The organism is Natrialbaceae archaeon AArc-T1-2 (genome assembly GCF_030273315.1).
GTDB lineage: Archaea > Halobacteriota > Halobacteria > Halobacteriales > Natrialbaceae > Tc-Br11-E2g1.
The window spans coordinates 1,587,718-1,602,650 of sequence record NZ_CP127174.1; the positions used below are offsets into that span (position 1 = coordinate 1,587,718).

The 14,933-nt window shown below is 62.6% G+C and carries 13 protein-coding genes; 1 reads left to right on the forward strand and 12 read right to left on the reverse strand.

Annotated features, from left to right (window positions below):
* Positions 1 to 74: 74 nt before the first annotated feature.
* From QQ977_RS08145 to QQ977_RS08190, 10 genes are all read right to left on the reverse strand, one after another.
* On the reverse strand, positions 75 to 2,387 hold the full coding sequence (locus tag QQ977_RS08145) for an amino acid permease (protein WP_285925179.1): 2,313 nt from the start codon (positions 2,385 to 2,387) through the stop codon (positions 75 to 77).
* A 437-nt stretch (positions 2,388 to 2,824) separates the two neighbouring features.
* Positions 2,825 to 4,675 (reverse strand): cation:proton antiporter, encoded by a 1,851-nt coding sequence (locus QQ977_RS08150; RefSeq protein WP_285928684.1) that lies wholly within the window; start codon positions 4,673 to 4,675, stop codon positions 2,825 to 2,827.
* 76 nt (positions 4,676 to 4,751) lie between these two features.
* A complete protein-coding gene (locus QQ977_RS08155) occupies positions 4,752 to 5,786 on the reverse strand; it encodes a sulfite exporter TauE/SafE family protein (RefSeq protein ID WP_285925181.1) in 1,035 nt (344 codons plus the stop codon).
* A 3-nt stretch (positions 5,787 to 5,789) separates the two neighbouring features.
* A complete protein-coding gene (locus QQ977_RS08160) occupies positions 5,790 to 5,933 on the reverse strand; it encodes a DUF7512 family protein (protein WP_285925182.1) in 144 nt (47 codons plus the stop codon).
* A 34-nt stretch (positions 5,934 to 5,967) separates the two neighbouring features.
* Complete coding sequence (locus tag QQ977_RS08165; protein WP_285925183.1) at positions 5,968 to 7,140, reverse strand: MBL fold metallo-hydrolase; 1,173 nt, start codon at positions 7,138 to 7,140, stop codon at positions 5,968 to 5,970.
* A 231-nt stretch (positions 7,141 to 7,371) separates the two neighbouring features.
* Positions 7,372 to 8,211, reverse strand: coding sequence for a universal stress protein (locus QQ977_RS08170; RefSeq protein ID WP_285925184.1), 840 nt, complete (start codon positions 8,209 to 8,211; stop codon positions 7,372 to 7,374).
* Between the two features lie 171 nt (positions 8,212 to 8,382).
* Positions 8,383 to 9,063 carry a peroxiredoxin gene (locus tag QQ977_RS08175; protein WP_285925185.1) on the reverse strand — a complete coding sequence of 227 codons (681 nt, stop codon included), beginning with the start codon at positions 9,061 to 9,063 and terminating at the stop codon, positions 8,383 to 8,385.
* 256 nt (positions 9,064 to 9,319) lie between these two features.
* On the reverse strand, positions 9,320 to 10,165 hold the full coding sequence (locus QQ977_RS08180; protein WP_285925186.1) for a DUF1641 domain-containing protein: 846 nt from the start codon (positions 10,163 to 10,165) through the stop codon (positions 9,320 to 9,322).
* A gap of 3 nt (positions 10,166 to 10,168) precedes the next feature.
* Positions 10,169 to 11,341: an NAD(P)/FAD-dependent oxidoreductase gene (locus QQ977_RS08185; protein ID WP_285925187.1), complete on the reverse strand. Its 1,173-nt coding sequence runs from the start codon at positions 11,339 to 11,341 to the stop codon at positions 10,169 to 10,171.
* Positions 11,342 to 11,464: 123 nt separating this feature from the next.
* Complete coding sequence (locus tag QQ977_RS08190) at positions 11,465 to 12,574, reverse strand: rhodanese-like domain-containing protein (RefSeq protein WP_285925188.1); 1,110 nt, start codon at positions 12,572 to 12,574, stop codon at positions 11,465 to 11,467.
* A 654-nt stretch (positions 12,575 to 13,228) separates the two neighbouring features.
* On the opposite strand from QQ977_RS08190, the gene QQ977_RS08195 reads away from it, so the two are divergent.
* Positions 13,229 to 14,128, forward strand: a complete 900-nt coding sequence (locus QQ977_RS08195) for a ketopantoate reductase family protein (protein WP_285925189.1) — start codon at positions 13,229 to 13,231, stop codon at positions 14,126 to 14,128.
* A 4-nt stretch (positions 14,129 to 14,132) separates the two neighbouring features.
* Here the strand turns inward: QQ977_RS08195 and QQ977_RS08200 are convergent, their stop codons facing one another.
* Positions 14,133 to 14,486 carry a NifU family protein gene (locus tag QQ977_RS08200; protein WP_285925190.1) on the reverse strand — a complete coding sequence of 118 codons (354 nt, stop codon included), beginning with the start codon at positions 14,484 to 14,486 and terminating at the stop codon, positions 14,133 to 14,135.
* A 50-nt stretch (positions 14,487 to 14,536) separates the two neighbouring features.
* Entirely contained in the window at positions 14,537 to 14,854 is a 318-nt protein-coding gene (locus QQ977_RS08205) for a DUF5783 family protein (RefSeq protein ID WP_285925191.1), read from the reverse strand.
* Positions 14,855 to 14,933 lie beyond the last annotated feature (79 nt).

Here is a 14,933-nt window from a genome sequence, read left to right on the forward strand (position 1 = left end):
ACTCGACCGACGCTGTTCGAAAATGTTGCTCGTTGCTGTGACGAACCGGCGATCCACCGCCGTGAAGCGGTCGGTCAGCCGAAGAGGTGATCCATCAGCAGTCGCTCGAGGGGGCCACGCCTTCGACCGTCGTGTGTCTGGACCATGACGGCGGTGGTGTCGACGCTGTCGATCAGCCGGTTGCCGGGTCGTCCGAGCAGTCGGGCACCGAGTCCGGTTCGATCGATGCCGGTCACGAGGAGGTCGGCGTTGCCGACGAACCGCGCCAGGCCGTCGATTTCGTCGTCGGTTTCGATGACCGTCGAGCGCGTCGGCACGGTCAGGGTGGAGATGAGCTCCTCGTGGTAGCGTTCGACCGTTTCGCGCTGGCTGTCGGGGGCATCGGCGGGAATCGCCTGTAAGAGGTTGAGTTCGGCGCCGGTTTCTTCGGCGACGGCGTCGGCAAACAGCAGCTTCAGCGGATCGTACGGTCCCTGGTTCGCGACGACGGCGATCTCGTCGGCGCCGTCGAAGCCGTCGTCGTCGACCAGCATGACGTCACAGGGAGCGTTCTCGAGCAGCCAGTCGGTGTCGCTGCCGAACAGCCGCTTGTGGAACTCGGCCTGGTCGCGTTCGGCGATCACCAGATCGTAGTCGCCGTAGGTCGCGAAGTCGACGATCGCGCGGTTGTGGTCCTCGCTGTCGACCTCGCGGTACTCGATGCGTGTGTCCGTCGTCGGTTCCGACTCGTCGTCGGCGACGGTGACGCCGCCGGAGGTTCGTACCGATCGCCCGATGGTCGGACCGTCGGGGAACCACGACGGTGTGTCGTCGTCGTCGTTCGGCAGCCAACCTGGAACGTCGTCGGTACAGACGTCGGCGTGATCGCCGGCGAACACCCGACAGGGGACGTCGACGAACTCGACGACGGAGACGGTCGTCGATCGTAGCCGTCCCATGTCGGTCGCCATCCGGAGCATGTCTCGTTTCGCCTCGGGTGAGGTCGTCTCGGTGATCGCAACCAGCACGTCGTACTCCTGGTCGGACTCGAAGAGCTCGCGGGTACGGTCGGTGGCACGTTCGCTGACGTTCTCGCGGACGCCGGCGCGGGCCGCTCCTTCGCGGTCGATCCGCTTGCGGGCGTAGACGTAGTACCACGCCATCGCACCGGCGGTGATGAGAACCGAGCCGACGAACGGAATCGTCCCCATCGTCGTCAACACGACGAGTCCGCCGACGATGCCGGCCACTTGGACCCAGGGATACAGCGGGGAGACGAAGTCGGGGTCGTATCCCTCGACGGCTCCCTCCCGGAAGCCGACGACCGCGAGATTGACCAGGATGAACACGAGCACCTGGAACGCGGAGGCCAGTTTCGCGATCTGGAGGATCGGCACGAACGCGATCAGTACCATGATGACGGCACCCGTGAGGAGGATCGCCCTCATCGGCGTGTTAAAGCGGGGGTGAAGCTCCTCGAGCGAGTCGGGAACGAGGTTGTCACGCGCCATCGCGAACGGATACCGCGAGGCCGAGAGCACGCCGGCGTTGGCGGTGCTGACAAGCGCCAGCAAGGCAGCGACGACGACTGCGACGACGCCGATCGTACCGAGGGTCTGCTCGGCAGCGACGGCGACAGGCGCGTCGGTGGCAGTGAGGACGTCGCCGGGTGTGACGCCGATGAGCACCACGACCAGCAACACGTACAGCAGGGTCGTGAACCCGAGCGAGACCAGCATCCCGAGTGGGATGTTCCGGGAGGGATTTTCGATCTCTTCGGCGACGCTTGCAATCTTGGTGACACCGGCGTACGAGACGAAGACCGCACCCGTCGCCGCGAGCAGACCGGTCGATCCCGGATCCATCGCACCCTCGAGCCGTGCAGTCTCGATGGCGAGGCCGCTGCCGGCGACGAACCAGACCATCGCCGCGAGCATGACCGCGACGATTGCGACCTGGAACCGGCCGGTGACGTCCGAGCCGACGAGGTTGACCAGGATCAACACCGCCGCAATTCCCAGCGCGATCCCCGTGACCGTCCCCGGTGAGAGACTGCGCTCTAGCAGATAGACGAGATACGGGACGCCGCCGACGAGTGCGAGCGCGCCCTTGAACGACAGCGAGAACCACGTCCCGATGCCGGCGACGGTGCCAAGCAACGGTCCCATCCCGCGCTCGATGTAGACGTAGCTGCCGCCGTCTTCCGGCATCGCCGTCGCCATCTCGGACTTCGACAGCGCTGCGGGGATGACTAACAGCCCAGCCAGGATGTACGCCAGCACGACCGTCGAGCCGGCGATCTCGTAGGCCAGCGCCGGGAGAATGAAGATTCCCGATCCGACCATCGCACCGATACTGATCGCGACGACTTCGGGCAATCCGAGATCGCGGTTGAGTCCCGACGCCATGGCTAGACGACCTCCTGTGACGTCGTCACCCCGACCCCGAACTCGCGGAGATCATGGCTGTCGAACGATGCTTCGTTTCCGAATCGATACGTCCTCCCTGTCATCACGTTCGCTCGAGGTGACTGGGTGTCGCAACTGTCTGCACTTCGTCCGACTCGAGGCGACCGTTTGAGACGGTCTCGAGGACGAGCGGGAATCGGTTCCGACCGAACGACGACCGGTTGTGCACTATCCATACACTCCTAACTACCACCATCTAACGGGCGATCGAATATAATGGTTCTGAATACAGTGCGACCACGCATTGCTAGGGGATTGTACCAGGTAAATACGGAGGGTGGGAGATCGAGATGTCCTACCCGCTGCTGGACCTCCTGCCCACTGTAATGTAAAACTCGTGGAATACTGGTGGGCCCCGGGAAACGACGCGTCACGTATCAATCGTGGGGATGGAACCGCTTGACGGCACGGTCGACCGCGTCTGTCCGTCCGAGGAAGGTGACGCGATCTCCCTCGCGAAGTTCGTGATCGCCGGTCGGTACCTCCGTCGTTCCGTCGGCGTGTGTGAGCAAGCCGACGATACAGCCGTCCGGAATCGCGGCGTTGAGTTCGGCGATCGTCTTTCCGACCAGGTCCGAGGCGGTCACTTCGATCTCCTGGACGTCTCCCGTCCGTCCGAGTTCGTTCATCCAGGCCGACAACGAGGGCCGTTCGAGGACGTTCTCGAGCGACCAGGCGGTCGCCATCGAGAGGTCGATCGCGTGGACGCCAAGCGACTCGAACGCCTCGACGTTGTCGGGCTGGTTGACTCGCGAGGCGACCGTCTCGACGCCGAATTTCGTCGCCGCGGTCTGACAGACGAGCAGGTTGACGTCGTCGTCCGGCGTCACGGCGGCGACCGTCTTCGCGTTGTCCGTGCCGGCGCGTGCCAGAACCTCGGCGTCGGTACCGTCGCCCTCGATGGCTCTGAGGCCGCGTTTCCGCGCTTTTTCGACCGCTTCGGGGTCGTGGTCGACGAGCAGTACGTTCTCTCCGTCACGTTCAAGCCGTTCCGCGAGAGACAGGCCGACCCGTCCCCCGCCGACGATGATAGTACGCATTGGTGATACCTCGAGGACGTCCGCGATCTGTCGTGCGAGGCCGGCCTGGAGGACGACCGTCGCGAAGATGAGCAAGAAGACGGTGCCGGCGAGCAGCTGTGCCTCCTGTGGTCGGCCAAGCGCCTGGAGTTCGACGGCAAACAGCGTCGCGACGCTCGCGGGAATGATCCCGCGTGGGCCGACGGCACTCAAGAAGAGCTGTTCGCGAAGCGTAAACCGTGTGCCGGTCGTCGAGAGGTAGATCACGGCCGGTCGAAGCACCATCGTGACCGCGGCGACGATGGCGAGCCCGGCCAGTCCGAGCGCGAAGATGTCCGCGAAATCGATCAACGCCGCCAGCGCGACGAAGATAAACGAGAGCACGACGACCGAGAGATCGTCGAGGAAGTCGATGACCTCCTCGTGGTGTGGGAGGTCGACGTTCCCGAGCGCGAATCCGGCCATCGCTGCGGCGGCGATTCCCGTCTCGTGGGCGATCAGTTCGGAGCCGGCGTAGGCCACGACGATGCCAGCGAGGACGATCAACCTGGCGTGGAGTGGTCCGTTTCCGGGAGCGAGGTTTGCACGATTCAACACGAACCACACGCCTGCCGCAACGAGCGCGCCGACCGCCAGTCCGACTGACAGGCGCATGAGAAAGTCCCCGACGAACCGGACCGGACCGCCGTTGCCCGCGATCAACACCTCGAAGACGACGACGACCAGAATCGCCGCAGTCACGTCGTTTATCACGCCCTCGCCTTCGAGGACGGCGGCGACGTTATCTCGGACGGTGACGACCTGCAGGATGGGACCGATCACCGTCGGGCCGGTCGCGATCAACAACGCTCCGACTAACAGGCCGACCTCGAGACTGGTATCGAGAACGACGACGACGGCGGCGGCCGTCCCGAGCCAGGTGACGAGCGCACCGACGGTCGTGAGACGGGCCAGTGCCGTTGGACTCTCTCGGAGTTTGTGTAGCTGCAGGTGATAGCCGCCCTCGAAGAGGATGATCGCGACACTGACGCCGACCATCGCCGAGAGTCCGCCGCCGAACGTCTCCCGGGAGACGATCTCGATCCCTTCGGGACCGATCGCGATCCCTGCAACGATCAGAAAGAGGACACTCGGGATCCGGAGTCGATCCGCGATGACGCGGGAAGCGACGCCGAGTGCGAGGATGACGGCGACGGCGACGATGAGTATCACGATTTAGAACGGTTTCTCGAGTGGCGGCTGAAGCCGGCTGATCGATCACTGAGCTGGTGACTCGTCGGCATCGTTAGTCGTCTCCGTCGGGCGTCGGCGCTGTGTTCGGATCGCCGACGTCGGCCGACTGGACGGCCTGATAGAGGATGATCAGCGCGACGAAAAACGACGAGCCGACGAGCAGGAGGACGCTCACGATCTCGAGGCCGTCCGTGCCGATCCAGTCGGCGGCCTCGCTGATGGCGATCCCGACGCTTGCAAGTAGCATCATGATGCCGAAGTAGACGATGACGTCGTCTTCTTCGACGATGGCCGTGGCGGCCGAGCCGATGCGAGCGCCGAGTGCACTCCCGACGAGCAACAGCCCGACGACCGCGAGGTCGACGCTACCCTGCATGCCGTAGGTGAACGCACCGAACGCACCCGAGAACAGCCCGGCGAAGAGGCTGGTCCCGACTGCGGCAGTAAGCGGCGTCCCGATCAGGTAGTAGATCGCCGGCATCCGGATGAATCCGCCGCCGACGCCGATCAGTCCCGAGACGAGGCCGACACCCCCGCCGGCACCCGTGACCGTCCACAGCGACGTCCGGCCGCCGGAGACGAGCGAGATCATCGGCGGAATTCGGTACGACTGGATCTTCTGAGCGATCGGCGGAATCTCGTCGTCGTCGACGTCCTCGTCCCCGTCGTCAGCGTCGTCCTCGTCGTCGAGGGCGTATGCACGCCGGAGGAACAGCAAGCCGATGCCTGCAAGCAGGACGATGTAGGCTCCGCCAGTGACGAGTTCGGCGATCCCTAGTGCCTCGAGGGCGAAGACGAGCCGACTGCCGAGTTCGATCCCGATCGAGAGGACGACGAACAACGCTGCGCCGAGTTTGTAATCGACCTGGCCGACGTCGTAGTGTTTCATCACGGCGATGACCGACGTCCCGAAGTAAAACGCCAGCCCGCTCCCGATGGCGACGGAGGCGGGGTAGCCGAGGATCAACAGCGTCGGCGTGATCAGGAACGAACCCCCCATTCCGAAGAATCCGAACAGTACTCCGACCATGAAGCCGAAGACGACGAACAACACCAGCAACGACAGGCCGAGTCCGAGCAGTTCCATTCGCTATGCCTCCCCTCGATAGCGTACGACAGCCTTCTCGACGATCGACTCGAGCCAGCCGTATCCGACGTAGAGGGCCACTGCCTGCACCAGGATGACGCCGACGACTGCGGCTGCGCCGATCACCCCACCTTCTATTCCGATCATTTTCTAACTAGTAACGATGGAGGGCTGTATCGACTTAGTCGTCAGCGACGGCGCTGTCTTCGGTCGCCGCACACCGGTTTGGACCGAGCTCGAGTTCGTTGCGCTCGTCTTCGTCCGCGGGCTCGTAGACGCCGAGGTTGGTCTCGATGACCTTCTCGTAGTTCGGCGGCTTGGAGGGCAGGTTGTCGAACATGTGCTCGACGAACTCGTCCTCGTCGAGCTGGATGATCTCGTTTTTCGCCCAGATCTCGCCGACGGTCGAGAACATCGGCATGCCGGGTTCGACGTCGATGTACTCGCCGCAGTTGGTCAGCGAGAAGTGCCCGGGGAGGATCTTGACGTGGTCGGGCATCGTGGCGATCTTGTGCTGGAGCGTCTCGTACTGGACGCGAGCGCCGGCTTTCGCGTCCTCGCCGGCGAACTGGAGTTCGGTGCGGCCGATCGACTCGACGAACAGCGTGTCGCCGGTCATCAGGGCCTCGTCCTCGACGAGGTAAGAGGTCATGCCAGTCGTGTGGCCCGGCGTGTGAACGGCCTTGATGGCGACGTCGCCGACCATCACCGTCTCGTTGGGCTCGAGGCCGTCGAAGTCGTAGTTGGGGTCACGCGTGTTCGCGGGCTCGCCGAGGTGGTAGGGGACCTCGTACTCGTCGGCGAGGTCGCGACCCGCGGAGATGTGGTCGGCGTGGATGTGGGTGTCGAAGACCCGGTCAATCTCGTAGCCGCGGTCGGCTGCAGCCTGCTCGAAGGCGTCGGTCGCGCGGGTGACGTCGACGAGTGCCGCTTTACCGGTTCGTTTCGATCCGACGAGATACCCGAGACAGCCCTTCGAGCGGCGCTGGAGCTGGAGAATCTCGAGGCCGTCGCGCTCGGTCGCAATCGAGACGACGTCGTAAACGAGACTCCAGTCTTCCATCCCGCCCTCGACGCGGGCGACGTTCTCGAAGTCCTCGTCCTCGAGGTACTCGGCGAACGCTTCTGCAGAGCAACCGGTCGCACACGTGACGACGATCTCGTCGTCGGCGTCGTACGCCTCGGGGTCGAACTCACCGACGAGTTCGTCGTTCGACGCCGAGTACTCGACGTTCTCGGCTTCGGCGATGCGCCAGTCTTCGTAGTCCTCCGGTGCTCGGGTGTCGAAGAGGACGTCGACATCGTCCGCCTCGATACGATCGCGTAGTTCGGCTGCTGAAATCGTCTCGACCATGTAGTAGAACGTTCGAGCCGGGCGTTCTTAAGGCCTCGAGCAACCCATATATTTATGCCATTCGTCCGCTGTACCACTGCACCGAGCGGGCATAAGTGACGAAAGTTGCTGGCACTGCGTGTACCGACTCTCTGTGGCATATACACTGACATATGCTGAAGAAAGCCACGCAAGCCGTTGGGATACAGCCACATCAATGACTATTCACGAACGCTGAAAGAAGACGGACAGTTACCGCCGTCCACGCGGTGGAACGACGAGTACGTTGGCCGATGCTTCCTCGAGGACGGTCTCGGAGACGCTACCGAGCAGTAGTCGGCGCAGTCGGCTGAGTCCGCGGGCTCCGACGAGCACCGTCGTCGGCTCGACCTCGTCTTCGGCGGCCAGGATCTCTTCTTCCGGGTTCCCGGTGCGAACCATCGTCTCCGCGTCGATTCCGAGCGTCGCGAGTTCGCTCGCCAGCGTCTCGAGTTTCTCGTGTGCCTCGGCGCGGTCGTCGTCGATGCGTTCCTGTTCCGGTCCCTGCACGTGAACGAGCGTCGCTTCCTCGACGGCGTCCTGTACGACGCGGAACTGGTCGAACGCCCGTTCGGCGTTCTCGGAGAAGTCGGTCGCGTACAGCATCCGTTCGAAGAGGTGCTCGCGGACGATTTCGGGACCGTCGTCCTCGACGATCCGTTCGACGAGGACGGGACGGGTCGCTGCGCGCACGACGTTTCGTGCGGTCGATCCGAGCACCCGTCGGTCGGACTCGCCGCGGCCACGTGATCCGACGAGGATCAGGTCCGCGTCAACGCGCTTTGCGATCCCGTTGATCCGCTGGTGGGGTGGCCCGCGGACGACGTGGACGTCGACGTCGAAGCCGGCGTCCTCGATGGTGCGACGCTGTCTCGAGAGCGCCTTCTCACGCGGTTTGGTCATTCCGGGAACGCCGTAGTGGACGTTCGAACTGACGACGGTGACGACGTGTACCGTCTCGACGCCGATCCGGGAGAGACACTCGAGACAGGTCCGGGACTCGATCGCTGCTCCGGTCGCTTCGGAGAGGTCGGTCGCGAAGACGGCTTCCATAGCCGCTCATGGGTGACCGCTCCCTTTCAAGATTCCGTCGACACCGAACACCTTCGGTACTCGAGATACCAGTCCGGACAAGCGGAAAAAACGTCGCAGTTCGAGCCGGAGACGGTCACGCCGACGGGAGACGGGTCGGCGACCGGCTGTGTCAGTTGCGTCACCCAGGCTCTAGATGTCCTTGAGCGTGAACCACCAGTCGTAGGAGTCGTACTCCTCCTCGTCGACCTCTTCGAGTCGCTGTTCGGCTTCCTCGACCGTTCCAGGCGGCGAGAGCAACGCCTTGTCGCCGAAGTTTTCGTTCTCGGGCCAGTCGGCCGGCAGGGCGACGTCTTCTTCCTCGTGGGTCTGCAACGCCTCGAGCGAGCGCAGGACCTCGTCGATGTTGCGGCCGATCTCTTTGGGGTAGTAAAGCACCTGGCGTGTGATACCCTCGTCGTCGACGATGAAGACCGCACGAACCGTCGACGTTCCCTGGCCGGGGTGGACCATACCGAGCTCCTCGGCGACGGTACCGCTCTCGTCGGCGATGATCGGGAATCCGATCTCCTCGTCGAGTTCGTCGTCGATCCAGTCGGTCCACTTGATGTGTGAGTGGACGCGGTCGACCGAGAGGCCGATCAGTTCGGTGTTGCGTTCGGCGAACTCCTCACGGCGCTGTTCGAAGCCGACGAACTCGGTCGTACAGACCGGCGTGAAGTCACCGGGATGGCTAAAGAGGACGAACCACTCGCCCTCGTAGTCGTCCGGGATCGTCTTCGTTCCGTGGGTCGTCTCTACCTCGAGCTGTGGGAATTCGTCGCCGATGAGCGGGAATCCGTTCGCTCCGTCGTCGTCAGTCTCTGCGGACATTGCATCCGATACTATGTGACGGCATAATGATTGACCTTTCGAAAAGAGAAGTTTTCGTAGCCTGTGGTTATTCTACACTTATCTCGAAATATTTTCGCATCAATGGAGTCGTGGCATGGCTACGGGTAGCAGGCGAAGCGACGACGTAGCCGTGACTGCTCGGAAATGGACAGGACAACGATGCGCTCGAGAGACGACCCCGCTCGCTCGGCGATCGTCGAAAACACAGGTACCCGACTTCGGTCGTCGAATGCAGTCAGTTCGACCGCGAGGACCCCATCCGCCGGAGGAACTCGATCAGGATGCCGAGGCCTTGCCTGACGTCGTCGTCACGAAGCGCGCCGAGCATCCCGAAGAGACCGACTTTCTTCGGCGGCTGCTCCTCGGTGAACGCACCGAGGCCGGCCTCGACTGAGTCGATGAGCTGTTCATCACCCAGCTTACTGCCCAGCACGAGCATGTTACCGAGGTTCTGCCCGAGCTGGTAGGGCTCGAGGTCGGCCTCGCCGTAGGCGTGGCTCATGCCGGCGACCATCATTCGCAACTCCGTGATCGGCTGTCTATTCTCCTGAACGACGCTTATGGCCTCCGGGATCAGGTCCTCGGCGAGCTCGTAGGTCACGTCGAGCAACTCGAGCAGCTCGATCAGCGTCTCTTCGTTCTCGCCGAGCCGTTCGAGCAAGACGAGCGTCTCCTCGCGCTCGAGGGCGAACCGGAGCCGTTCGATCGTCTCGCGGTTCTCGCGAACGATCGTCTTGACCTCTGGCACCAGATCGCCGACGAGTTCGTCGACGACTTCGAGGGTCTCTAAGAGCTCGACGAGCGTATCGGCGTTCTCGCCGACGCGCTGGACGAGTACGAGCGTCTCCTCGCGCTCGAGAGCCATGCGCAGCTCTGCGACCGGCTCGCGGGACTCGTGGGCTGCCTCGCGCAGCTCGGGCGCGAGATCCTCCGAAAGCTCCTGGACGACGACGAGCAACTCGAGTAACTCGGCGAGCTCCTCGTCGTTCTCCTCGAGCGTGCGGGCGAGCTCGTTTACTTCGGCGGCCTCGAAGCCGGTGCCGTCGAAGTCGCTGTCTACCGATTGGTCTTTCTGAGCCATTGGTTACGGAAGCGGGTCGTAGCCTTTCATCCAGGCGTCCCAGTAGACCGACGGGAGGACGTTGACGTCCATGATCCAGTTCATCTTGCTCTCGACGGGTGCGGAGATCGAGTTCTCGTAATCGAACTCCGCGATCAGTGCCTTGCCTTTCTCGGTGAGCAACGGACAGGCGGCGTAGCCGTCGTACTCCTTTGGCATCGGTCGGCCGTTCATCACCGCCGGCAGGTTGTTCGCGACGACGTGAGCCTGCTTGCGAGCGGCCGCGGCCGTCTTCGAGTGGGGTGCGTTCTCACAGTCACCCAGCGCGAAGACGTTGTCGTACTCGTCGTGCTGACAGGTGTGTTTGTCGATCGTGACGTACTCGCCGTCGTCCGAACCCTCAGTCAGCGGCGAGTTGTCGGTGATCGGCTCCTGGCCGAACTGCGGCGTCACTGGCGCGTAGAGATCGTAGGAAATCTCCTCGCCGTCGGCCGAACGGACGACACCGGCGTCGGGATCGATCTCCTCGACGGAGAAGTTCTCTTCGAACTTGATGTCGCGATCGTTCCAGATCTCATAGAGCTTGTCGCGGTAGGGCTGGACGCCGAAGTGGTGTTCGGCGTTTCTGGTCATGATGACCTCGACGTCGTCGCGGATGCCCTGCCGGCGGAAGTAGTCCTCGGCGAGCATCGTCAGCTTCAGCGGCGCGCCGGGACACTTAATCGGCGTGTTGGGCTGGGTAACGAGGAAGGTCCCACCGTCGAAGTCCTCGAGAGCTTCACCCAGCTCGAGGGCGGCTTCGTAGTGGTAGAACGGGAAGACCTCGTCCGTTTCCTGCCAGGCCTCGAGCAGGCCGGGTGTGGCGGTCGGGTCGAGTCGGTGGCCCGTCGCGACGACGAGGTAGTCGTACTCGAGGTCCTCACCCGCCTCGAGCGCGACGGTCTGTTCGTCGGGGTCTACGCCCGTCACCGCGTCATGGACAAACTCGACGCCCGGTTTGAGCAGTTCGTCGACGTCCCGTGACTGGTCGGGCTCGAGGTACCCGAACGGGATGAGGTAAAACGACGGCTGGTAGAAGTGTTCGGTACTCTTATCGACGACGACGACCTCCGCCTCGTCACTGTCTAGCTTTCGCCGGAGGAGGTTCGCCGTCATCGCACCGCCGGAACCTGCCCCCAGTACGGCTATCGTATCCATATGCGGCTAAATATTGCAGCGTCTCCCATCTAAACGCACGTCTTTGAGAAACAATTGTATGCAGAGGTCTGCCACGACGAGAAAGCGGAAAATGTTGCTCGATCGTGCTAACGCGTGGACGTATCAGTTCCCCGTATCGGATTCGACCGGTGCGTCGATCAGGTTCCCCCACTCGATCCAGGAGCCGTCGTAGTTCGCGACGGCGTCGTACTCGAGCAGCTCCGAGAGAATGAACCAGACGATCGAGGACCGCTCTCCGATGTGACAGTAGACGATCGTCTCCGTCCCGGGGTGGACGTCGCGGTCGTGAAACAGCTGTTCGAGCTCGGCCCGATCCTTGAACCGTCCGTTCTCGTCGATGACGTCCGACCACATGAGGTGAGCGGTACCGGGGATGCGACCCGCCGATCGGGCTTCCGGCAGGTCCTTGTCGGGCGGTCGTGCTTGATCGCCGCGAAACTCCGAGGACGAACGCACGTCGACGATCCTCACGTCGCGCGCGATGGCCGCCTCGACGTCCGTTCGGTACGCACGGATCCGATCGTCGGACGGATGCGCGCTGTACTCTCGGGGCGTAACCTCGGGCGCGTCGGTCGTCATCGGACGGTCGGATCGTTCCCAGTGTGTCTTCCCACCGTCGAGCAACCGTACGTCGGTGTGACGGTAGTACTTGAACAGCCAGTAGAGATACGCCGCGTACTGATTGTGGCCGGTACTGTAGATCACGACCGTGCTGTCGACCGTGATGCCGCGGTCGCCGACGCAGGTTTCGAAGGTCTGACAGTCGGCGATTCCACAGCCGTTGACGTCGACGAGTTCTTCGAGCACGTCGATCTGGACGGCACCCGGCAGGTGTCCCCGCTCGTACTCCTCGTCGCTGTCGGCTTCGACGAGTCGCAGGTCCGGGTCGTCCGCCTCGAACTCCGAGAGCCGGCTCTCGACCCACTCGGGCGACACCACCACGGTCTGTTCGTCGTCGGTCGGCTCCGACCCGTCGGGGCCGTGTTTCAGCCTGTAACAGGTCTGTCGACCGTCGTGAAGCGCGGGCGAGGAGTCGATGAGATCGGCCTCCTCGAGTTGATCGAGTCCGTACCGGGCGGTCCGGGAGGAAAGCAGCGTCGTCTCGGTCAACCCCTTGAGCGTCATCGATCCCTCGTCCGCCAGGGTCTTGTAGATGAACTTCGAACTCGGGGGAAGGTCCTCGAGTGCGTCGTCGACGTTTTGATCCGGCATGATCCTTGGGCTATACTAGCCCTCGTTAATATACAGGTCTTTCGCCATCACACCGTATGCTCGAGATGAAGTCGGGAGATTACGGGTTTGCGGGATGGCCGAGCCGATCTCCGGGCAGTATCCGCACGGAAGGAGCAATAATTACTCGCTATCACACACATATATCTGTGATCTTTCTGCTCGATACAAGCAATATTGTGTGGTAACAGTCGATGGGGGACGATCATGTTTGGAAACTAATGAGATCGGTCTGAAGGCGCTGGGGACTCTCCATTAATATCGTAATTAATATAGTACTCAAATACCACCATGCAGAATATATAATACGAATAGTGACATACAAATACACATCAGCCCGTTTAGAAAAACGATCTGGTGATATTTCAATAAATACTGGAAATATGGGTGAAATAAACACTATACTGCCGTTCTCCACACATATCACTCGGCAGCCCTCTACACTGAGATGGCCTAAGATAACTCAGCTGGTGTAATATATCTCTGTATATAAAGAATATGTACTTCTTCTCTATATATAGATAATAGAAGAATATATAACTCCCGATATAACAGTCCGACGCTCGACTCTGGCGGTCTCCTCGCAGTGATCGGAGAGTCGAAGAGAACTTACTCTCACCTTCCGCATCACGGGCTATGGATATCGTCGTCTTCGGAGCGGGGAGTCTGGGGAGTCTCGTCGGTGGCGTCCTCGCTGACGTTCACGACGTTACTCTCGTCGGTCGTGGCGATCACGTCGCGGCCGTCCGCACCGACGGACTCGCGATCACGGGTGAACTCGAGACGACCGTTCATCCGAATGTGACGACCGACGGCACGGATCTCGACGCCGAACTCGCGGTTGTGACGGTCAAATCGTTCGATACGACCTCGGCCGCGGCGGCGCTCGCGACGGGATCGATCGACGTCGTACTTTCGTTGCAAAACGGGATGGGAAACGAGGAGGCGCTCGCGTCCCGGCTCGAGTCACCGGTGCTCGCGGGAACGGCGAGCTACGGCGCTCGCTCGCCGGAACCGGGCATCGTCGACTGCACCGGCATCGGTGAAATTGTCCTCGGTCCGCGAGACGGCGGCAGCTCGAACACGGCGGACCGCGTCGGCGAGGCGTTCGAGTTGGCCGGTCTCGAGACGATCGTCGCCGGCGACATGCCCCGTCGGCTGTGGGAGAAACTCGGGGTCAACGCCGGTATCAACGCCGTGACCGCACTCGCACGGACCGAAAACGGTGCAGTACTCGAGAAGCCAGCTCGCGACGTCGCGCGCCGAGCGACCTGCGAGACCGCACGGGTCGCACGTGCGTGTGACGTCGCTCTCTCGGACCGCGAGGCCGTCGAGGCGATGGAATCCGTCGCGTCGGCGACGGCGGCGAACACGTCCTCGATGCTCCAAGACGTCCACGCAGGCCGACGAACCGAGGTCGACGCGATCAACGGCTACGTGCTCGAGCGAGCGCGCGAGTCCGGTCTCGAGGTGCCGACGAATCGAACGCTCGCGGCGCTACTGCGGGCGTGGGAACGAGGCGAAGGAGTACGCTGATCCGTTAGAACGGCGCTTCGGGGCCTTCGTCTGGCTCGCCGTCGTCGACGGTCTCGCCGGGGAACGACGGCTCCATACCGCCGCCGCCGTCGTCGCCGTCCATGCCGGTGTGGGCGTTTACCGTCTCGATCTCGGGAATCTCTTTGACCATCCGGCTTTTGATCGCCTGGATCGTCATCGGCGAGATGCCACAGCCGCTGCAGGCACCGCCGAGTGCGATCGTGACCTCGCCGTTCTCGCGGTCGAGTTCCTGGATGGCCGCGCTGCCGCCGTGCATCTGGATCTGCGGGAAGTTGCGTCGCAGGAAGTTCGAGACGCGCTCCTCGAGGTCGTCGCCGTCCTGTGTCTCCGTGCTCATACGTCGCGGTTGGGGGCGAACGTCCTTAGACCTTCCGTCGGCGGCGACGGCTACTCGAACCCGAACACCCGTCGCAGCTCCGTCTCGATCTCTTCGACGTGCGTCTCGAGGACGCTCTCGAACCGCTCTTCGTCGACGGCGACGCCAGTGAGTCGGTCGTACGGCTCGTCGGGAAGTTCGACGCGGAACTCGCCGTCGCCCTCGTAGAACGGTTCGCTCTCGTTTAACACCTGCTGGTCGATGGCGTGAACGAGCGTCGAATCGTAGCGGTCGTTCATTCGGTTGAACGCGTTCTTGTACGCCTGCTGGAGTTCGGGAAAGTAGTTGGCGTACTTATCTTCGAACTGTTCGGGATCGAACTCGGCCATACACGACCGTCGGAGAGCACGGACAAAAGTCGGACGATCAGCCACGACGATCGGTCGCTACCAGTGACTCTCGTGACCG